This window comes from Stenotrophomonas sp. SAM-B (assembly GCF_013387485.1).
GTDB lineage: Bacteria > Pseudomonadota > Gammaproteobacteria > Xanthomonadales > Xanthomonadaceae > Stenotrophomonas > Stenotrophomonas maltophilia_AA.
Map to the genome: position 1 here is coordinate 166,117 of NZ_JABBXB010000001.1, position 20,604 is coordinate 186,720.

Consider the following 20,604-nt stretch of genomic DNA (forward strand, 5'->3'; position numbering starts at 1 on the left):
GGCTGCTCTCCGATGAGAACGCGCCGCAGCCTGAAACTGCACGCGTCCACGCATGGCGTGGACCTACTCTTCCAGCTTCGCCAGGTCCCGCACCGCACCCTTGTCGGCACTGGTGGCCAGCAACGCATAGGCCTTCAGCGCGCCGGTGACCTTGCGCGGGCGGGCCTCGCGCGGCTTCCAGCCCAGTGCATCCTGCTCGGCGCGGCGTGCGGCCAGCGTGGCGTCATCGAGCAGCAGATCGATGCGCCGTGCGGGAATGTCGATGCGGATGCGGTCGCCGTCGCGGACCAGGCCGATGGTGCCGCCCGAGGCCGCTTCCGGCGAGGCATGCCCGATCGACAGGCCCGAAGTGCCGCCGGAGAAACGACCGTCGGTGAGCAGCGCGCATTGCTTGCCCAGGCCCTTGGATTTCAGATAGCTGGTCGGGTACAGCATTTCCTGCATGCCCGGGCCGCCCTTCGGGCCTTCATAGCGGATCACCACCACGTCGCCGGCCACTACCGTGTCGGCGAGGATGCCGGCCACGGCGGCGTCCTGGCTTTCGAACACACGCGCGTTGCCTTCGAACACATGGATCGATTCATCGACGCCGGCGGTCTTCACCACGCAGCCATCGACGGCCAGATTGCCACGCAGCACCGCCAACCCGCCCTCGGCCGAATAGGCATGCGCCACGGCGCGGATGCAGCCTTCGGCACGGTCCACGTCCAGCGTCGGCCAGCGCGTGGCCTGGCTGAAGGCGACCTGGGTCGGGATGCCGGCGGGCCCGGCACGGAAGAAGTCGTGCACCGTTTCATCGGTGCTCACCGCGACATCCCAGCGCGCGATCGCCTCGGCCAGGGTGCGGCTGTGCACGGTCGGCACGTCGGTATGCAGCAGCCCCCCGCGCGCGAGTTCGCCGAGGATGCCGAACACACCGCCAGCTCGATGCACATCCTCCATGTGGTACTTCGGGGTATTCGGCGCGACTTTGCACAGCTGCGGCACACGGCGCGACAGCGCATCGATGGCATGCAGGTCGAAGTCGACTTCCGCCTCCTGCGCGGCGGCCAGCAGGTGCAGGATGGTGTTGGTGGAACCGCCCATCGCGATATCCAGCGTCATCGCGTTCTCGAACGCCGCGCGGGTCGCGATGCCACGCGGCAGGGCACCGATCTCCTCACCGCCATACCAGCGATGGCACAGCTCCACGATCAGTCGCCCGGCGCGGCGGAACAGCTGCTCGCGGTCGGCATGCGTGGCCAGGGTCGAGCCGTTTCCGGGCAGCGACAGGCCCAGCGCTTCGGTCAGGCAGTTCATCGAGTTGGCGGTGAACATGCCCGAACACGAGCCACAGGTAGGGCAGGCGCTGCGCTCGTACTCGGCGACCTTCTCATCGCTGGCGCTTTCATCCGCGGCGATCACCATCGCATCGACCAGGTCCAGCTTGTGCTCGGACAGGCGCGTCTTGCCCGCTTCCATCGGCCCACCGGAGACAAATACCACCGGGATGTTCAGGCGCAGCGCGGCCATCAGCATGCCGGGGGTGATCTTGTCGCAGTTGGAGATGCACACCAGCGCATCGGCGCAGTGCGCGTTGACCATGTACTCCACCGAGTCCGCGATGATTTCGCGGCTGGGCAGCGAATACAGCATGCCGTCGTGGCCCATGGCGATACCGTCATCCACCGCGATGGTGTTGAACTCCTTCGCCACGCCGCCGACCTGCTCGATCTCGCGCGCCACGAGCTGGCCCAGGTCCTTGAGGTGCACGTGGCCGGGCACGAACTGGGTGAACGAGTTGGCGACGGCGATGATCGGCTTGTGGAAGTCGCCGTCGGTCATCCCGGTGGCGCGCCACAGGGCGCGTGCACCAGCCATGTTGCGGCCGGCGGTGGAGGTGCGGGAGCGGTATTCAGGCATGGTGGCTGGCAGGATCTGGCGGGCCGTGGGGGCGCGTTTCACCTCGATTCTGCCGAAAAATTCCGGTTGCGTTTGCAACCACCTTCGCCGCTGCCGCGCGATCGAATCCTGAAACGCTGTTCATGTTTTGGACTTTGCCGGTTTTGGTTGTTCGCCCCGATCAGGCATGATTGGGGAGATAACCGTATTAGGGGGCATGACGCCATGAAACGTTCCAGGACCACTGCGCTGCTGCTGATGAGCGCTGCGCCGCTGCTGTTCACCGCCTGCCAGAAGAACGAGGCCGTGCAGGTGCAGGAAGGGCTCTACACCTCGGTGCAGGCCTGTACCGAAGCCACCGGCGATCCGTCCAGCTGCCGCACGGCCTTTGCCGAAGCGCAGAAGCAGTCTGCCGATGCCGCCCCCAAGTACGCCTCGCGTGAAGCCTGCGAAGCCGAGTACAACGCCGAGCAGTGCGTGGAACAGAAGACCTCCACCGGCCATTCGTTCATCGGCCCGATGATGATGGGCTTCTTCATGTCGCAGATGCTCAGCAACCGCGGCGGCGCAGGCCTGGCCCAGCAGCCGGCCGCGAGCCCGGCCTATCAGGACAAGGCCAAGGGCTGGGCACGCCCGGGTCCGTCGACCGGTGGCATGAACACCGCCAGCGGCATCGGCGCCGGCAAGGCCGGCCTGGCCCCGGTCAATGCCACCCCGAACCGGGCGGTCACCGCCAGCCGCGGTGGCTTCGGCAACACCAGCAGCAACCGCAGCAGCGTCGGCGGCTGATCGATGCAGCGCGTGCGTATCGCCGAGCGCAGCCAATGGCGCGCCCGGGCCGAAGAGTCGGGGTTCCGTTTCCACACCATCGATGGCCTGCCGTACTGGGATGAAACCGCGTACTACGCCTTCACCCTGCGTCAGATCGAACAGGACATCGAAGATCCCAGCGCCGAGCTGCATGCGATGGCGATGGATCTGGTCGACGAGGTGGTGGGCAGCCAGCAGTTGATGGACCAGCTGGCGATCCCGCCGCAGTTCCGCGACTGGATCGCGGACAGCTGGCGCCGCCGCGAGCCGCATCTGTATGGGCGGCTGGATTTCGCCTACGACGGCAGCGGCCCGGCCAAGCTGTACGAGCTGAATTACGACACGCCCACCTCGCTGTTCGAGGCCTCGTTCTTCCAGTGGCAGTGGCTGGAGGACCAGCGCAACCAGAACCGGTTGCCGCCGCATGCCGATCAGTTCAACGCGATCCATGAGGCGCTGGTCGAACGTTTCGGCGAACTGGCGGCCCAGTTGCCGCCGCCGCTGTATTTCAGTGCGGTCGGTGCTTCGGAAGAAGACCAGGGCACCGTCGCCTACCTGCGCGACTGTGCGGCCCAGGCCGGCCTGCGTGGCGAAGCGATCGCGATCGAGGATATCGGCCTGTCCGAGGACGGGCGCTTCACCGCGCTCGACGACACCGTGATCGGCAGCCTGTTCAAGCTGTACCCGCTGGAAGACCTGATGACAGAGTCGTTCGGCCAGGCGCTGCCCGCCTCGGGCGTGCAGCTGCTGGAACCGGCCTGGAAGGCGATCCTCAGCAACAAGGGCGTGCTGCCGCTGCTGTGGCAGCGTCACCGTGGCCACCCGAACCTGCTCGCCGCCGAGTTCGACGACGGCAGCGAGCTGCCGCGCGGCTGGGTGCGCAAGCCCTTGTTCTCGCGCGAGGGCGCCAACGTGGCCATGCACCTGGCCGACGGCAGCTGGCAGGAAAGCGAAGGCCCCTACACCGGCCCGGCGATCCGCCAGGCCGCGCATCCGCTCACCGCGTTCGATGGCGGCTATCCGCTGATCGGCAGTTGGATCGTGGGCGACCAGGCCTGTGGCATGGGCATCCGCGAAGACAACAGCCGGATCACCCGCGACAGCGCCCGCTTCGTACCGCACGCGATCATCGACGAAGCGCCGACGCGTATCTATCTTTGATGGCTGTTCAACGTCGGCCCGGCTCGCGCGGGCGCACAACACCTGTTGCCGGCCGTCACTTCGATGACGGCCGCAGCCTGCAGGCGTTTGCCGATCGCGTGGCTGTACGCTGCCACCGCTGCGATACGCCTGGCTGGGTGCTGGCGAGCTGGGCACCGTATCGCTGGACCGCACGCTTCCGCTGCACCGGTTGCAGCGCGGCATTGGACAGCGTCGACAACCCCTGGGTGGGCCCGGTCCGCCTGGATGGGCGTCGGCCCTGTGGCCACTGCGGACATCAATGGCTGTCCGTACACCAGCACCGACCATCTGCGACCACCGGGGTGCCGGGCACGTTGCCTGCGGAGTGCGCGCAATGCGGGCGCAGCAGCGAGGTCAGCGTCACGGTACGCCCACTGCGGGCTGGGGACCCGGCCGATCCGCATTTCGGCCTACCCCTGCGCCTGGTCGAGCCGACCCGCGCCGGTCTGCTATGGGCGTACAACACAGCGCATCTGCAGGCCCTTCTGGATTACGTCAACGCGTCACTGCGCGAAAGCCGTGGCGTGCATCGTTCAATGTTCTCCCGCCTGCCGGGGTGGATGAAGCTTGCCCGCAATCGTGCGGTCGTGCAGAAGGCGATAACGCGCCTGATCGTCAGCGCCCGCATCGCTGAGTAGGTACCGACCGTTGGTCGGTACGCGTTACAACAACCCATCCCGCTTGACCGCCAGATAGCGCTCCACCAGCGCGCCGGGAAGCGCATCGGCGGTGACGTCCAGCACCATCACCCGATGGCTGCGCAGCGCGTCATGTGCGTCGCTGCGCTGCTGCAGGTAGCGGGCGATCGCACCGGCCTGGGTGGCGTCCTGCAGGGTCTCCACCGGCTGGGCCAGCGCATCGTCCAGCGCGCGTTCGCGCAGGCTGGCCACGCACACCAGGTGCTGGCGCTGCAGCAGGCGCACGGCCGCGAGGAGGTCTTCGATGTCTTCATCGCGCACGTTGGTGACCAGCATCACCAGCGAGCGCCGGCGTTGCCGCAGCGAAAGCTCGGTGGCCGCGGCGAGGTAATCAGTGGCGACCGGTTGCGCCTGCAGGTCGTAGCTGGCGCGCAGCAGAGTATCGATGGTGCCCATGCCGCGTTTCGGTGCGACCCAGCGGCTTTCGCCACCGGCGGCGAACAGGCCCACGCCGTCACCCTGGCGCAGCGCGAGGTAGGAGACCACCAGCGCTGCATTGAGCACATGATCGAAGTGCGACAGGCCGCCTTCGCTGGCCATCATGCGCCGGCCGGTGTCGATCATGAGCACCAGCTGCTGGTTCTTCTCGTCCTGGTATTCGCGTGAGATCAGCTTGCGCGCCCGCGCGGTCGCCTTCCAGTCGATCTGGCGCAGGCTGTCGCCGATGCGGTACTCGCGCATCTGGTGGAAATCGGTGCCTTCGCCGCGACGGCGCTTGAGGTGGGCACCGACCAGGCGCGAGGCCTGTTCGGCACTGAACAACGCAAAGCGGGTCAGCGGTGCGAAGTTGGGGTACACGCGCACCGTCATCGCGGGCGGCAGCTGCCGCCGCTGATGCCACAGCCGCCAGGCGCTGTGCACGCGCAGGTGCACGCCCTCGAACACGAAGCGGCCACGCGCGGTGGGCGTCAGCCGATACGCCACGCTGCTGCTGACCATCGGCTTGAGCGCCAGCGCACGCGGCAGGCCCTGCAGGGCCCAGCCACCGGGCACCAGATCGAACACCTCCACGCGCTGGTGCCGGCTCGATTCCAGCCGCAGCGTGGCCTCGCGCTCGACGTTCAGCGCCAGCGACTCCGGCAGCGCGCGGTGCACGCTGGGCGAGGGCTGGCGGCGCAGGCGCAGCAGGTCCACCAGTGCGATCAGGCCCACGCCGGCACCGATCGCCCACCAGGCCGCGTGCGGCCAGGCACCGAGCACCACCGGCACGCCGAGCAGGCCCCAGCCGGCCAGCAGTGCCAGCAGCAGCGGTCCCGGCCTCATGCCGGTCGCCCGCGATGGACGGCGCGTGCACTCATTTGCGTGGTGCGTCCACCTTGGCCAGCAGTGCGGTCAGTGCATCGTCGGCGCTTTGTCCTTCGATCTGCAGTTCCGGTGCCAAGGCGATGCGGTGGCGCAATGCCGGCTTGGCGATGTCGCGCACGTCGTCGGGGGTGACGAAATCACGGCCGGACAGCACCGCCTGCGCACGCGCCGCACGCACCAGCGCGATGCTGCCGCGGGGGCCGGCACCGAGCGCGATACCCGGCCACTGCCGCGTGGCGGCGACGATACGCACCGCGTAGTCGATCACTTCCGGATCGACCGTGATCGCCGCGGTCGCCTGCTGCAGCGCGACCACCTCGGCCCCGTTCAGCACGCGTGGCACCTGCGAGAGATCGAAGTCGGCCGCGCTGCGGCCGGTGGTGATGGCATCGACCATGCGCTTCTCGTCGTCCAGCGTCGGGTAATCGATCAGCACCTTGAGCAGGAAGCGGTCCAGCTGCGCTTCGGGCAGCGGGTAGGTGCCTTCCTGCTCGACCGGGTTCTGCGTGGCCAGGGTCAGGAACGGCGGGGTCAGTGCGAACGCCTTGCCCTCGATCGTGACCTGGCCTTCCTGCATCACTTCCAGCAGGGCCGACTGGGTCTTGGCCGGGGCGCGGTTGATTTCATCGGCGAGCAGCAGGTTGGTGAACACCGGGCCGCGACGGATCTTGAAGCTCTCGGTCTTCGGGTCGTACACCGCATGGCCGCTGACATCGCTGGGCATCAGGTCCGGGGTGAACTGCACGCGGCCATAGTCCAGCTCCAGCGCCTGGGCGAGGGCACGCACGAGCAGGGTCTTGCCCAGCCCGGGAACGCCTTCGATCAGCACATGGCCACCGGCCAGCAGGGCGATCAGGATCTGGTCGAGCACCTCGGGCTGGCCGATGAAAGCGCGGCCGACGGCGTCGCGCACGGCATCGACGCGCTCGGACAACGGCGACGGCGACGGCGGCGCGGTCACGGCAGGAGGGGACAGCGGCGGCGGAAGCGTCGGCTCGGTCATAGCAGGTTTCTCATCTGGATCAGCAGGCGGATGCGGTCGCGCAGGCCGGCGACGTCGTGGGAAGCGGGTGGGGTCAAGGCGGTCTGCACGCGTGCGTGCGACCACTGCAGCAGCGTGGCGATGGTGTGCACCTGGGCCTCGCCGGCCAGCGCGGCGGCCGTCGGTGAGCGCCGTCGCAGGCGAGCCAGGAAGGCACGGCGGACCGCGTCGTACAACAGCGGCGCTTTGCCGAAGCGCAACAGGTGCTCGCCGCTGGCGCGGATGTGTTCCAGCAGGGAGCGGCGTTCGGCCGGCAGCGAAGGCAGTTCGCTGCCCAGCCGCTGCGCACGCTGCCACAGCCAGCCGAGCAGGGCCAGCAGCAACGGTGCCCACACCGGCCAGCCGAGGTAGAACACGCGGTTCCACAGCGAGGGCGGACGGGAGGCGTAGACCAGCCACATCGTGCCCTTGCCATGGTTCGGCGCCAGCACGTAACGGGTCAGATCGCGGTGCGCCTTGTCGTGCAGGCCATCGATGATCGCGTTGGCAGCGTTCGGGGGGACCGCCGGGTTGGGTCGGCCCTTGCCGTGCATGAAGGCCATGTCGGCCAGCACATCGATGCGGCCATGGCCGTGGCGCAGGCGGGCGAAGACCCGGCTTTCCTCTTCTCCCCAGCCCCGCTCGAGCGTGATGCCGGTGGGCGGCGCGACCGCGAAGCGGCGTCCATTGCAGAACTCGACATGCTGCGGGTCATCGCGCACGTGGAACGGCTGGCAATAGCTCTCTTGGCCTTCGCTGTCCACGCCGAGCGCTTCCAGCAGCGGCCCGTTGCGCGCGTCGTCCTTGCCGATCGGTGGCGTGCGCACGATCAGATGCCCGCCGCGTGCCACCCAGGCCATCAGGGCGGCCACGGCGGGTGCGGGGACCTCCGCACTGTCCTGCAGCAGCACGACGGTATCGCCCGGCGCCAACGGCATCCGGGTCAGGTCCAGGCGCGGTCGCGACTGCACCGTGAGGCCGTCCGCACGCAGCGCCTGGCCGAGCACATACAGAGGGTTGTAGCTCGCTTCGCCCTGCGGGGGCAGGCGTTCCACTTCGGTCACCCGCTCGTGCGTGCGCAGGAACAGGATCGCCAGCGGCACCGCGATCACCAGCAGCACGAGGCCAACCAGCAGCCAGCGCAGGCGGGCGCTCATGCGCGCCACCCGAACTGGGCCTGCAGCGTGGAGGCCAGCGTGTCGAAGTCGTCATCGCTCGGCAACTGGCCCGCATAGGCGGCGTACTGCCAGACCCGCACGATGCGCGCGAACAGGCTGCGGTCGGCCTCGACCGGCATCCGTCGCGAGGCGCGCAGGCACTGCGCTTCGGTGGCCCCCGGTGGCAGGCTGACCTGCGCGCGTTCGCTCATGGTGTCCACACTGGCGCGATACAACAACGCCAGCGCCTGGCGGGGGCGTCCCTCCTGCCACAGCGCACGCGCACGTGCGGCGGGATCGGGCGGTGCCACGTCCGGTATCCGGATCGCGTCTTCCACGACCGCCGTCGCCGTTGCGCGACGGCGCTGGCCAGAGCCGCGCAGCCACGGCAGCCAGCGCGGCGCGGTGGCCAGCAGCAGCACCACCAGCAGCCCCACGAACGCCCACAGCGTCCACTCGGCGATCTGTGCCGGCAACAACGGACCCTTGGCACCGCGTTGAGAGGTGCCCTTGGTCGCGGCCTCGCGCTTGGCCTTCTCGACATCGACTGCGTCGGTGTCCGTGCGCTTCCACTCGGTCACCTCGCGGGTCGGGCTCTGCAGCGGGTCTTCGTACGCGCGCTGCACGGCCTGGCGGAAGCCGGCCGTATCCACCGCATCGCCGCCGAAGATGCCGACCGGTGTGTTGGCCGGATCGTTGTCGTAGGTCAGCGGTGGATCGTCTTCTTCGTCTACTTCTTCGCCGTCTTCGTCAGCGGCGTCGGCCGCATCGGAGGCGGGCGCCAGGCCGTCCTCGAGCGACGGCGTACCATCGGCCGGTGCCGCCACCGCGCCCTTGGCGTTCGACGGCGGCACCTGCTGGGCGTGCAGCGCCGCGCCCGGCCAGATCAGCACCAGGGCCAGTATCAGCAACGGCGCCGCCTGCTGCAGCCGTACGCGCAGGCGCCGGAAGGCGATCTCCAGATCCCACGCCTCCATCTGCGTACGCCGGTCCAGGTACAGCCCGAAGCCCGCGCCGGCGTAGAACGGACCGATCACCGTGGCCGCGACCCAGAACAGCAGGTTCACGCCCAGCTGCATCCACGCCGGCATGTCCTGCTTGGCCAGCTCCCACGCCGCGCGCCAGGATTCGGACAGCAGGTCCACCGGAATGAACAGGAATACCGCCGCGATGCCGCCGGCCACCAGCACGATCTCGAACACCATGCACACCAGCGTGAGCAGCAGCGCATGGCCCATCGCGCCCCCGGCGATCGCACGGCGCCGCTGGCGCCGCTGGCGCCGATGCGCCGGATCAGCACCTTCCAGCAGGTTGACCGGCAGCAGCACCGAGCGCAGCGGGCTCAGGCGTCGCCAGCCGAGATAACCCCAGAAGCCCTGCCAGCCCCAGGAGCGCTGCGCGCGCAGGGTCTGCCGGGTCGTCGACGCATCGCCGAACACCCCGCGCGAGATCACGTACAGCGCGATGCGCTCGAACAGCGGCTTGAGCCACCACATCGCCAGCCAGGCCCAGCCGAAGCTGTCGGTCCACCACGCCACGGCGTTGAGCAGCACGAACACCGGCAGCGACACGGCCAGCCAGGGGGCCCAGACCGCGGCCGCATGGCGGCGCACCAGGGCCATGCCCAGCTCCATGGCTTCCCAGCCCGAGCGTGCGCGCAGCACGACGTTGAGCCGATCAATCTGCATCGGCCGCCCCGCGCCCACCGCGCCACAACCAGACGAACACCGTGGTCCACAGCACCGCGGCCACGCTGTATTTCCCCCAGGCCGGGATCGCCGCGATCGAGGACCAGAAGGCTTCGATGAAGGCGGCGATCAGCAGCATCGCCGCGACCCCCACGCACAGCTTGGCCCCGATCACGCCGCCCTCGACCAGCGCATCGATGCGCCGCCGGCGACCGGGCGCGAGCAGTTTCATGCCCAGCTGCAGGCCGGCGCCGCCGGCGATCACGATCGCGGTCAGCTCGAACGCGCCATGGCCGGCCACGAAGCGCCAGAACGGATCGCCGTGGCCGATGTGCTGCAGATGGCCGGCGACCGAGCCGATGCCGACACCGTTGAACAGCATCACCAGCACCGTGCCGACGCCGGCGATCAACCCGAAGGCGAACGTGCGCAGGCCGATGCTGATGTTGTTCATGATGTAGTAGCCGAACATGGTCCAGTTGGTGCCGCTGTCGCGGCCCAGGTTCGGCGAGGCCGGATCGTACATGCGCTCGAATTCGGCGATGCGCGCGTTGTCCAGCAGCAGGTGGATCAGCTCCGGGCGCCACAGCACCAGCGCGAAACTGCCCACCAGCGGCACCACGAACAAGGCCGCGGCCACCCACATGCTGCGCGCCTGGCTGCGCACCAGCTGCGGGAAGTCGGCGAACAGGAAGGCGAGCGCGCGCTGCCACTGCGGTCGCGGCGTGCGGTAGAGCAGGGTGTGGCCCTGCTGCATCAGCTGCTGCAACCGCGCGACCAGCTGCGGGCTGTAACCGCGTCGGCGCGCCAGTGCCAGCTGCTGGCACAGGCGGCGGTAGCGCTGCGGGAAATCACCGTCGTCCAGGCCTTCGGGGGCGGATTGCCGACGTGCTTGCCGTGGATGCTCGCCGCGCTGGGTCAGCCACTGCTCCAGCGCCTGCCATTCGGCCTGGTAGCGGGCGACGAACTGTTCCTGTCTCATCGGCGTCCCAACAGCCAGTTGGCCATCGCATACAGGCGCAGCACGCCGACCTGGCCGCGGCTTCCGGTGAGCGGCGCGGCGATATCGGCCAGCTCCTGCTGGCGCGGGGTCGACAGCCGCGGCGCACGCTCGGCGAAGGCGACCACGGCCGCCTGCTCGGCCGGCTGCAAGGGGTGCGGTGGCACCAGCACGCTGCCGACCGGCACGCTGCCGCCCAGCGGCGGCGCACCCTGGTGGATCACCACGGTGCCGGCGACCAGATCGCCGAGACGGCGGCCATGCGCATCGAACAGACTCGACAGCAGGCCGAGCGCGTAGCCGAACGGCAGCATGTCCACGGTGCGCAGCAGGTTGCGGGTGATCGCGCTCATCCAGCCGATCGGTCCGCCATCGCGCGCGACCACGCGCAGGCCCATGGCGCGTTTGCCCAGGGTGCGGCCCCAGCACGCTTCCTGGACGATGGTATAGGCCCACAGCAACAGGAACATCAGGCCCAGGTAGAGGCCTTGGCCGAAGCCCCCGAGGAAGGCCAGCGGAATGCTGAGGATCATCAGCGCGCCGATGCGGATCACGAAGTCGATCGCCCAGGCCAGCGCACGCGGCAACGGACCGGCCACGGGCAGGTGCAGGGGCACGCCTTCGGGGGTGATGACCTCCCGGTAGGTGTCCAGCATGGGCGCGCTCATCGGCGGCACGTCACGGTGGATCGTACGGAAGGCCACAGGGGACGCCGGATTCCTCTCCGGTCTGCCAGCGGGGGCATGCGGGTCTCGACTGCTTCCTGGTCGGCTGAGGACTTTACCGCAATCAACCGCGGTACTGATCCTTCAGGCGCACATAGTGATCGGCCGAGTAGTGCAGCGACTCGATCTCCTTGTCGCTGAGCCTGCGCGCCAGCCGCGCCGGGTTGCCCAGCCACAGCTCGCCTTCGCCGACCACCTTGCCGGGGCCGAGCACCGCGCCCGCGCCGAGGAAACCGTGCGTGCCCACCTTGGCGCCATCGAGGATGCAGGCACCCATGCCGATCAGGCAGTAATCGCCGATGGTGCAGGCATGGATGATGGTGCCGTGGCCGACCGTCACGCCTTCACCGATCAGGGTCGGGTAGCCGCCCTTGTTGAACGGGCTGTGGTGGCTGACGTGGATGATGGTGCCGTCCTGGATGTTGCTGCGCGCGCCGATCCGCACGTGGTTCACATCGCCGCGGATCACCGTGCCCGGCCACACCGAGACGTCATCGCCCAGCACCACGTCACCGATGATCGTGCAGGCCGGGTCGATGTAGACGCGCTCGCCGAGCGCGGGGAGTTTGTCGAGGAAGGGGCGGATCGGGGGCATGCGGGCTCCAGGCAATGACGCGCCCTGCTGGGCGCGGGGTCATGATACCGGGCGCTGTTGTTACGCGACTCTGCTGCGACGCGCGCGTTCCAGGTGCACCAGCAGCAGCGAGATCGCCGCCGGCGTCATGCCGGGGATGCGCTGGGCCTGGCCGATGGTCTGCGGCCGCACCCGTTCGAGCTTCTGCTGCACCTCGGCCGAGAGGCCGCGCACGCCGGCGTAATCGAACTCCGCGGCGATGGCGGTGTTCTCGTGGCGCTGCTGGCGCGCGATCTCATCGCGCTGGCGGTCCAGGTAACCGGCGTACTTCACCCCGATCTCGACCTGCTCGGCGACCTTGGCGTCGGCCACGGCCGGCCCGAGCGAGGGCACCTGCATCAGCGTGGCGTAATCCAGTTCGGGACGCTTGATCAGGTCCAGCACGTTGGTTTCGCGGCTGACCGCCACGCCCAGGGTGGCCTCCACTTCGCGGCCGAGCGCATTGCCCGGCGTTGCCCACAGTGCACGCAGGCGCGCGGTTTCCCGTGCGACGGCATCCTGTTTGGTCTGGAACGCGCTCCAGCGACGGTCATCCACCAGGCCCAGTTCGCGGCCGGGGCCGGTCAGGCGCACGTCGGCATTGTCTTCGCGCAGCTGCAGCCGGTACTCGGCGCGGCTGGTGAACATGCGGTACGGCTCGTTGGTGCCATGGGTGATCAGGTCGTCGACCAGCACGCCCAGGTACGCCTCGTCGCGCCGCGGGCACCAGCCGGCGTCGTCGCGGGTGAAGCGGGCGGCGTTGAGGCCGGCCAGCAGGCCCTGCGCGGCGGCCTCTTCATAGCCGGTGGTGCCGTTGATCTGGCCGGCGAAGAACAGGCCGCTGACGGTCTTGGTCTCCAGCGTGTTCTTCAGCCCGCGCGGATCGAAGAAGTCGTACTCGATCGCGTAGCCCGGCCGGGTGATATGCGCGTTCTCGAAGCCGCGCATGCTGCGCACCAGCTCCAGCTGCACATCGAAGGGCAGCGAGGTGGAGATGCCGTTGGGGTAGATCTCGACGACGTCCAGCCCTTCGGGCTCGACGAAAATCTGGTGGCTGGCCTTCTCGGCGAAGCGCACCACCTTGTCCTCGATGGATGGGCAGTAGCGCGGGCCGATGCCTTCGATCTGCCCGCTGTACAGCGGCGAACGGTGCAGCGCGTTGCGGATGATCTCGTGGGTGCGCTCGCTGGTGTGGGTGATCCAGCAGCTGACCTGCGCCGGATGCTCGGCCACGCTGCCAAGGAAGGACATCACCGGGCGCGGGTCGTCGCCGGGCTGTTCTTCCATGAGGCTGTAGTCCAGCGAGCGGCCATCGATGCGCGGCGGCGTGCCGGTCTTGAGGCGGTCGAGCACGAACGGGCGCTCGCGCAGGCGCGCGGCCAGCGTGGTCGCCGGCGGGTCGCCCATGCGGCCGGCGGCGTACTGGGTTTCACCGACGTGGATCTTGCCGGCTAGGAAAGTACCGGCGGTGAGTACCACGGCCGCCGCGCTGAAGCGCAGGCCGGTCTGGGTGATCGCACCGCGCACGGCGTCGCCTTCGATGATCAGGTCATCGACCGCCGCCTGGAACACGGTCAGGTTGGGCTGGGCCTCGACGATCTGGCGGATCGCCATGCGGTAGAGATTGCGGTCGGCCTGGCAGCGCGTGGCGCGCACAGCCGGGCCCTTGGAGGCGTTGAGCGTGCGCCACTGGATGCCGGCGCGGTCGGCGGCATGCGCCATCGCGCCGCCGAGGGCATCGATCTCCTTGACCAGGTGGCCCTTGCCGATCCCGCCGATGGCCGGGTTGCAGCTCATCGCGCCGATCGTTTCCACGTTGTGGGTCAGCAGCAGGGTGCGCGCACCGCTGCGCGCGGCCGCCAGCGCGGCCTCGGTGCCGGCGTGGCCGCCGCCGATGACGATCACGTCGTAGCGGTAGAAGGAGTCAGTCATGGCGGAGGAGCTCGGGACGGGGCCGGGCGGCCCGGATCAGCCCTGGCGACAGGGCGCGGGTGGCGATTTTAGCGCCATTCGTCGGGGGCCATGAAATCCACCCTCAAGTTGGCACGTTTTCTGCAGATAACCCAATAGCACCCAGGATGGCATGCGCCTTGTGCGCAACGGACCGGAATTGGAACAGGGGCCGGTCCAAGCGCATCGTGGGGAAGCAGAGGGGCCGGCAGTCGGGGGACTGCCGGCCCTGTTTTTTTGCCGTTCCCGGCCGGGCCGGTGGCCCAAATACAGAAGGCCCCGCCAGTAGCGGGGCCTTCTGCGTTTAAGGTGCCGACATCCGACAGGGCCGGAACAGGGGGGATCCAGATGTTCCTGGCGGATATCGACATAGAGCCGAATGTGACGCCACTTGTCGCTTTTGACACTTTGTGACCGTGGCAGTCACCGCCCGGCTAGAGTGAACCGCCGGGCGCGTGAAAATCAAGCGATCTCAGGGCTCAACTGTGCGTTGGTTCGCATTGTTGAGATTCCGCCACGGGGAGCCGTTCATCCTCGGCGCAGCCGGACGCGGGGCCTGGGCCGGGCGTGCCTGCGGCGGACGCGAGGGTCGCTGCTGCTGCTGTTGCTGCGGTCGGCGCGGGCCACCCACCGAATCCATGTTCCGCCACGGCGAGCCGCCGTTGGTCGGACGCGGACGATCCGGCGGACGGGTCGGATGACCCCCATTGCCGTTGCCGGGACGCGGCGGCGGGCGATGATTGTGCGGCGGACGGTAGTTCGGATAAGGGCGATACACCGGGTAGCCGTAACCACCGCCATAGCCGCCGCCATAACCGTAATACCCGCCACCGCCGTAGTAGCCGCTGCCGTAGCCATAGGGATAGCCGGCCGGGTAGCGGTACTCGACCGACGGTGCGCCGTGGTAGTAGCCACTGCCGCCACCGCCACCGCCGACATAGTCGTACGTCGCGCAGCCGGACAGGGCCAACAACAGGCCACCGGCAAGAACAAGGCGCATTTTCATGATGGGTCCCCCCAAAGGGCTGTAGGGCCAGCTTCGGCCCACGGCATTGAATCGGCCCTTAACTCGGCCCGATCCGAATGAATGGTTGCCATGCTGACACGTTCATCAGGGCGCATGTGGCCGTGGGGCATACGTTAATCTTGCGTCATGAGCGATTCACCCTTGCCCTGTGTTGACGACGTGCTGGCGGCGGCGGCGCGCATTGCCGCGCACGCCTGCGTGACCCCGGTGCTGCGCTCGCGCACGCTGGATGCGATGACCGGCGCCACGATCTTCTTCAAGGCCGAACACCTGCAGCGCAGCGGAGCCTTCAAGTTCCGCGGCGCGTGCAATGCCGTCTGGGCGCTGGACGATGACCAGGCCAGGCGCGGGGTGGTCACCCACTCCTCCGGCAACCATGGCGCCGCCCTGGCGCTGGCCGCGCGTACCCGCGGCATTGCCTGCCATGTGATCGTGCCCGAGGGCGCCGTGGCGGCCAAGCTGGCCAACATCGGTCGCCACGGGGCCACGCTGTGGCGCTGCGATGCCTCGATCGCCGCGCGCGAAGCGATGTGCGCGCAGGTCCAGGCCGAAACCGGGGCGACCCTGGTGCATCCCTACACCGATGCCCGGGTGATCGCCGGCCAGGGCACGGCTGCGCTGGAGCTGCTGCACGCCACCGAAGGCGTGGACATGATGGTGGTGCCGGTGGGCGGCGGTGGCCTGGCCTCGGGCACGCGGCTGGCGCTGCAGGCGGTCGCCCCGGCGACCGGGCTGGTTCTGGCCGAACCGCTGGGGGCCGCCGATACGGCGCGCTCGCTGGAGGCCGGCGAGCGCCGCATCGATTTCACCCCCGATACCGTCTGCGATGGCCTGCGTGGCACGCTGGGCACGCCGAACTTCGCACTGCTGCACGGCGCGGCGCAGGTGATCACCGTGGCCGATGACGCCACCATCGCCGCGATGCGGCTGATCTGGCAGGTGCTCAAGCAGGTGGTCGAGCCGTCCTCCGCGATCGCGCTGGCGGCGATCCTCGCCGAACCGGCGCGCTTTGCCGGCAAACGCGTCGGTGTGGTGCTGTCGGGCGGCAACGTCGACCTGGACGCCCTGCCGTGGAGCGCGGCATGAGCCGGCGCACCGGGGTGGGGTTCTTCGGCTGGCTGTGGCGGCTGTGCATCGTGCTGGCCGTGTGGCTGCTCGGGGTCACGGCGTGGATTGTCTGGATCGGCGAGCGCGACCAGGCACAGAAGGCCGACGCGATCATCGTGCTCGGTGCGGCGGCGTATGACGCCAAGCCCTCGCCGGTGTTCGAAGAGCGCATCCGGCACGGCCTGGATCTGTACCAGCAGGGCTATGCGCCGCTGCTGATCTTCACCGGTGGCTACGGCGGCACCGGCGCGCGCTTTTCCGAATCGCAGGTGGCACGTCGCTACGCGCTCAAGCAGGGCGTACCGGATGACGCGATCCTGATCGAGACCGCCTCACGCACCACCCGGCAGAACCTGATCGAAGCACGGCGACTGATGGACCAGCGCAAGCTGCACCGCGTGATCATCGTCAGCGATCCGCTGCACATGGCGCGCGCGCTGCGCCTGTGCCGGGAACTGGGCATCGATGCGCTGGCCTCGTCCACGCCGAGCACGCGCTTCCGCAGCTTCCACACCAGCTGGCGGTTCCTGGCGCAGGAAATCTACTTCTTCCACCGCGACCTGTTTCCGGCGTCCTAGCGCAGCGCTTCGCCCCGGCCCTACGCCGTAGCGCCGGCCAGACGCCGGCGCATCACGTCGTCCGCCGACGGATCGGAATCGCCGAGATCGGCACGGTGGCGACATCGTGGCCGCGCTCGCGGATCGGCGCGCCGCCCTCCGGTGCCCAGGCATGGGCGTAGATCACTTCCCAGCTGCTGGGCAGCTTGCCATCCTCGCGGCGCAGCGGCTCGTACGCCGCCCGCGCGGCATCGAAGCGCCCGCGCCCGGTCAGGGTGTGGCGGCGGTCCTGGCGTGCGTTGGTGGCGCCGATCGCCTGCAGCTCGCGCATCAGCGCGGTCAGGTCGTCGTAGGTCAGGGTGAACAGGTCGCGGTCCAGCACCGGATCGCGGAAGCCGGACATCATCAGCGCATCGCCGAACTGCGCGATCGGGGCGAAGCGGCTGACATGCGGCACGTCGTCGGCGGCGGCGAACGCATCGCGCAGTTCGATCAGGGTTTCCGGCCCGAACGTGGAGACCAGCAGCAGGCCACCGGGCTTGAGCGCGCGGCGGAACCCGGCGAACACCGCCGGCAGATCCTCCACCCACTGCAGGCACAGGTTGCTGAAGATCACATCCACGCTCTGGTCCAGCACCGGCAACGCCTGCGCATCGCCGCATACGCGCGAGAACGGCTTCCACCAGCCGGCCTGCTTCTTCGCCTCGCGCAGCATCGGCTGGGCCAGGTCGAGCGCGATCACCTGCGCCTTCGGCCAGCGCTTCTTCATCACGGCGCTGGCGTGGCCGGTGCCGCTGCCGACATCGAGCACCACCTGCGGCTGGCGGCTTTCCAGGTAGTCCAGCGATTCGAGCAGGCGCTTTTCCACCTCGCGCTGCAGCGCCGCGGCGGCGTCGTAACTGCTGGCGGCGCGCGAGAAGGCGCGGCGGACGTGATGGGGATCGAAGCTGGACGTCATGGGGTACTCACGGCTCAAAACGGTGGTGCGGGTGGACTCAGAAGGTGCCCGGGTAGGCGCCGCCATCGATCAGCAGGTTCTGCCCGGTGATGTAGCCGGCCTGCGCACTGCACAGGAACGCGCAGGCGGCGCCGAACTCATCGGCGGTGCCGAAGCGGCCGGCGGGAATGTGGGTGCGCTTGCGTTCGGCGAGCTGACCGGCATCGATGCCCTGCTGCTGCGCCAGGTAGGCGAAGTTGCCGCGCAGGCGGTCGGTATCGAACTGGCCCGGCAGCAGATTGTTGAGGGTGACATTGTGGGCAACGGTCCTGCGTGCCAGCCCGGCCACGAAGCCGGTCAGCCCGGAGCGTGCGCCGTTGGAGAGCCCGAGGATGTCGATCGGCGCCTTCACCGAGGACGAGGTGATGTTGACCACGCGGCCGAAGCCGCGCTCGATCATGCCGTCCACAGTGGCGCGGATCAGCTCGATCGGAGCCAGCATGTTGGCATCCAGCGCGGCGATCCAGTCGTCGCGGGTGAACTGGCGGAAATCGCCCGCCGGTGGTCCCCCCGCGTTGTTGACCAGGATGTCGACCTGCGGGCAGGCGGCCAGCGCCGCGGCGCGGCCCTCCGGCGTGGTGATGTCGGCGACCACGCCGATCACCCTGCGGGCGCCCGGCAGGGCCTGCAGCTCGAGCACGGCGCGATCCAGCGCCGCTTCACCGCGCGCGGCGATCACCACGTTGACGCCTTCGCGTGCCAGCGCACGCGCACAGCCCAGCCCGAGGCCTTTGCTGGCGGCGCAGACCAGGGCCCAGCGGCCGGCGATTCCAAGATCCATGGGTCAGTCCTGTGGCATGAGGCAGGCGTACATGATCGGCGATGCGTGGCCGGGAGAGGTCAAGACTGGGCGGCAACAAAGTGTTGCAGCTGCGCGGCGACCTCGTCGGCGTGGCCGAGGAACGGGGCATGCCCGCCGTGGGCGACCACATGGACCTGCGCGGCGGGCGCCAGCGCGCCGGCAGCCTGCATGGCCCGCGCCGAGACCAGCCGGTCGCGCTGGCCGGCCAGCCACAGGCTGGGTTTGCCCAGCGGGGCCAGGGCGCCGCGGAGATCGGTGTTCTCCAGCAGTCCCAGGCCTTCCTGCAACGCACGGGGGGCCGGTTCTCCGCGCGCGACCAGCATCTCGCGCAGCGTGCGCAGTTCCTGGCGGGCGTGTTCGGACCCCATCGCGTCCAGCGCGAGGAAGCGCTCCAGCGTGCCGCGATAGTCCTTCGCGAGGTCCTGGCCGAACTGGCCGAACACCGCCGGCTCGACCGCATGCGGCCAATCGTCGCCGCGAACGAATCGCGGGGTGGCGGCGATCATCGCCAGGGCGCGCACCTGCGGCAGCGTCGCGGCGGCATGCAGGGCGAACAGGCCGCCGAGCGACCAGCCGCACCAGACCGCCGGCGGCGTCGCAGCGGCGATGGCGTTGACCACATGCGGCAGGCGCAACGGGGTGGTGTCGTCGCGGCTGGCACCATGGCCGGGCAGATCGACCAGGTGCAGCTGGAGGTGCGGCGACAGCCGCTCCACCAGCGGCGCGAACACGCCGCCATGCAGGGCCCAGCCGTGGATCAGGACCAGTGCCGGGCCCTGGCCGATGACATCGATATGCATGCTCAACTCTGTGGCGTCACGCGGTCAGGGCATTCAACGCGTGCTGCTGCCCCACGGTATCGCGGGCGTGCGCGATCGCATCGACCAGCGCGCGCACCTGCGCCGGCGCATGCAATGCGGACAGCGTCACGCGCAGGCGCGCCTTGCCCTCGGGCACGGTCGGCGGACGGATCGCGCTGACCAGGAAACCCGCCGCCTCCAGCGTGGCCGACATCGCCATCACCGTCGACTCGGCGCCGCACAGCAGCGGTTGGATCGGCGTATCGGACGGCATCAGTTCCAGGCCGTGCTGGCGGGCACCGGCGCGGAAGAGGCCGATCAACTCGGTGAGCTTCTCGCGGCGCCAGTCGTCGCGGCGCGCCAGCTTCACGGCGGCCAGTGCCGCGGCGGCCTGGGCCGGCGGCACGGCGGTGGTGTAGATGTAGGGCCGCGCGGTCTCGGCAAGGTGCTGGATCATCGCCTCGTCGCCGAGCACGACCGCACCACTGCCGCCGAGTGCCTTGCCGAGCGTGGCCAGCTGCAGCGGCACATCGTCGACGCCCAGACCCGCATCGGCCACGCAGCCGCGGCCGTGTTCGCCGACCACGCCGATACCGTGCGCATCATCGACGTACAGCAGCGCTTCCTGCATGCGGGCCACCAGCGACAGCGAGCGCAGCGGGGCGATGTCGCCATCCATGCTGAAGACGCCGTCGGTGGCCAGCATCGCCGCGCCGTTGGGCGCGTGCTTGAGTTGGCGCAGCGCGCCTTCGGTATCCAGGTGCGGATAGCGCCGCAGCCGGCAACCGGCCAGGCGCGAGGCATCGAGCAGGCTGGCGTGGTTGAGCCGGTCCTGCACGCAGACATCGTCTTCTTCGCCGAGCAGCGCCTGCTGCACGGCCAGGTTGGCGGCAAAGCCGCTGCCGAACAGCAGTGCGCGCGGATAGCCGAGCCAGTCGGCCATTTCCTGTTCGAGCGCTTCATGCAGCGCATGGTGGCCACAGATCAGGTGCGAGGCGGTCGCGCCGGCGCCTTCGCGCGCGGCGGCATCCTGCAGTGCGCTGACCACGCCAAACTGCTGCGACAGACCCAGATAGTCATTGCTGCAGAAGTTGGTCAGCCATTGGCCATCCACTTCCAGCTGCACGCCATCGCGCCGGCTCACCACGCGGCGGACACGCAGGCGCCCCTGCGCGTCGCGGAGCTTGCGCTGGGCCTGGATGCGGTCGTGCAGGTCAGGACGGGCCATGGTCGTCAGGGGGTCCGGGTGGGCCGTTAGCGTACCCGGTTGCCGGGCCCGCTGCT

General features: G+C 69.2%; 19 protein-coding genes. 5 read left to right on the forward strand and 14 right to left on the reverse strand.

Annotation, left to right across the window (positions count from 1 at the left end; all coding sequences use genetic code 11):
- Positions 1-63: 63 nt before the first annotated feature.
- Positions 64-1,902 carry a dihydroxy-acid dehydratase gene (ilvD, locus tag HH110_RS00730; protein WP_176988456.1) on the reverse strand — a complete coding sequence of 613 codons (1,839 nt, stop codon included), beginning with the start codon at positions 1,900-1,902 and terminating at the stop codon, positions 64-66.
- 204 nt (positions 1,903-2,106) lie between these two features.
- On the opposite strand from ilvD, the gene HH110_RS00735 reads away from it, so the two are divergent.
- Genes HH110_RS00735 through HH110_RS00745 form a run of 3 tightly spaced genes read left to right on the forward strand, consistent with a single transcriptional unit; the run spans position 2,107 to position 4,511 of the window.
- Entirely contained in the window at positions 2,107-2,670 is a 564-nt protein-coding gene (locus HH110_RS00735; RefSeq protein WP_176987878.1) for a DUF1190 domain-containing protein, read from the forward strand.
- 3 nt (positions 2,671-2,673) lie between these two features.
- The gene (locus HH110_RS00740) at positions 2,674-3,852 is read left to right on the forward strand and encodes a glutathionylspermidine synthase family protein (protein WP_176987879.1); all 1,179 of its coding nucleotides are present in this window, start codon (positions 2,674-2,676) and stop codon (positions 3,850-3,852) included.
- Positions 3,852-4,511 (forward strand): hypothetical protein, encoded by a 660-nt coding sequence (locus tag HH110_RS00745; RefSeq protein WP_176987880.1) that lies wholly within the window; start codon positions 3,852-3,854, stop codon positions 4,509-4,511. Before HH110_RS00740 ends, HH110_RS00745 begins: the two co-directional genes overlap by 1 nt.
- A gap of 24 nt (positions 4,512-4,535) precedes the next feature.
- Here HH110_RS00745 and HH110_RS00750 read toward each other — a convergent pair whose 3' ends face one another.
- From HH110_RS00750 to HH110_RS00790, 9 genes are all read right to left on the reverse strand, one after another.
- Positions 4,536-5,834: a DUF58 domain-containing protein gene (locus HH110_RS00750; protein WP_176987881.1), complete on the reverse strand. Its 1,299-nt coding sequence runs from the start codon at positions 5,832-5,834 to the stop codon at positions 4,536-4,538.
- Positions 5,835-5,865: 31 nt separating this feature from the next.
- The gene (locus tag HH110_RS00755) at positions 5,866-6,879 is read right to left on the reverse strand and encodes a MoxR family ATPase (RefSeq protein ID WP_241696355.1); all 1,014 of its coding nucleotides are present in this window, start codon (positions 6,877-6,879) and stop codon (positions 5,866-5,868) included.
- Complete coding sequence (locus tag HH110_RS00760) at positions 6,876-8,054, reverse strand: DUF4350 domain-containing protein (protein ID WP_176987882.1); 1,179 nt, start codon at positions 8,052-8,054, stop codon at positions 6,876-6,878. Before HH110_RS00760 ends, HH110_RS00755 begins: the two co-directional genes overlap by 4 nt.
- Complete coding sequence (locus HH110_RS00765) at positions 8,051-9,742, reverse strand: DUF4129 domain-containing protein (RefSeq protein ID WP_176987883.1); 1,692 nt, start codon at positions 9,740-9,742, stop codon at positions 8,051-8,053. Before HH110_RS00765 ends, HH110_RS00760 begins: the two co-directional genes overlap by 4 nt.
- Positions 9,732-10,724, reverse strand: coding sequence for a stage II sporulation protein M (locus HH110_RS00770; RefSeq protein WP_176987884.1), 993 nt, complete (start codon positions 10,722-10,724; stop codon positions 9,732-9,734). Before HH110_RS00770 ends, HH110_RS00765 begins: the two co-directional genes overlap by 11 nt.
- Positions 10,721-11,410 (reverse strand): RDD family protein, encoded by a 690-nt coding sequence (locus tag HH110_RS00775; protein WP_176987885.1) that lies wholly within the window; start codon positions 11,408-11,410, stop codon positions 10,721-10,723. Before HH110_RS00775 ends, HH110_RS00770 begins: the two co-directional genes overlap by 4 nt.
- A gap of 121 nt (positions 11,411-11,531) precedes the next feature.
- A complete protein-coding gene (locus tag HH110_RS00780; RefSeq protein WP_176987886.1) occupies positions 11,532-12,062 on the reverse strand; it encodes a gamma carbonic anhydrase family protein in 531 nt (176 codons plus the stop codon).
- 60 nt (positions 12,063-12,122) lie between these two features.
- The gene (gene mnmG, locus HH110_RS00785) at positions 12,123-14,012 is read right to left on the reverse strand and encodes a tRNA uridine-5-carboxymethylaminomethyl(34) synthesis enzyme MnmG (protein ID WP_176987887.1); all 1,890 of its coding nucleotides are present in this window, start codon (positions 14,010-14,012) and stop codon (positions 12,123-12,125) included.
- Between the two features lie 490 nt (positions 14,013-14,502).
- The gene (locus tag HH110_RS00790; protein ID WP_176987888.1) at positions 14,503-15,036 is read right to left on the reverse strand and encodes a hypothetical protein; all 534 of its coding nucleotides are present in this window, start codon (positions 15,034-15,036) and stop codon (positions 14,503-14,505) included.
- 147 nt (positions 15,037-15,183) lie between these two features.
- Here HH110_RS00790 and HH110_RS00795 point away from each other — a divergent pair, with 147 nt between their 5' ends.
- On the forward strand, positions 15,184-16,143 hold the full coding sequence (locus HH110_RS00795; protein ID WP_176987889.1) for a pyridoxal-phosphate dependent enzyme: 960 nt from the start codon (positions 15,184-15,186) through the stop codon (positions 16,141-16,143).
- On the forward strand, positions 16,128-16,742 hold the full coding sequence (locus tag HH110_RS00800) for an ElyC/SanA/YdcF family protein (RefSeq protein WP_176987890.1): 615 nt from the start codon (positions 16,128-16,130) through the stop codon (positions 16,740-16,742). Before HH110_RS00795 ends, HH110_RS00800 begins: the two co-directional genes overlap by 16 nt.
- Before the next feature lie 52 nt (positions 16,743-16,794).
- Here HH110_RS00800 and bioC read toward each other — a convergent pair whose 3' ends face one another.
- Genes bioC through bioF form a run of 4 tightly spaced genes read right to left on the reverse strand, consistent with a single transcriptional unit; the run spans position 16,795 to position 20,548 of the window.
- A complete protein-coding gene (gene bioC / locus HH110_RS00805) occupies positions 16,795-17,679 on the reverse strand; it encodes a malonyl-ACP O-methyltransferase BioC (protein WP_176987891.1) in 885 nt (294 codons plus the stop codon).
- A gap of 37 nt (positions 17,680-17,716) precedes the next feature.
- Positions 17,717-18,499 (reverse strand): SDR family oxidoreductase, encoded by a 783-nt coding sequence (locus HH110_RS00810; protein ID WP_176987892.1) that lies wholly within the window; start codon positions 18,497-18,499, stop codon positions 17,717-17,719.
- A gap of 59 nt (positions 18,500-18,558) precedes the next feature.
- Complete coding sequence (bioH, locus tag HH110_RS00815; RefSeq protein ID WP_176987893.1) at positions 18,559-19,320, reverse strand: pimeloyl-ACP methyl ester esterase BioH; 762 nt, start codon at positions 19,318-19,320, stop codon at positions 18,559-18,561.
- Between the two features lie 16 nt (positions 19,321-19,336).
- Positions 19,337-20,548, reverse strand: a complete 1,212-nt coding sequence (gene bioF, locus HH110_RS00820) for an 8-amino-7-oxononanoate synthase (RefSeq protein WP_176987894.1) — start codon at positions 20,546-20,548, stop codon at positions 19,337-19,339.
- Positions 20,549-20,604: the final 56 nt, after the last annotated feature.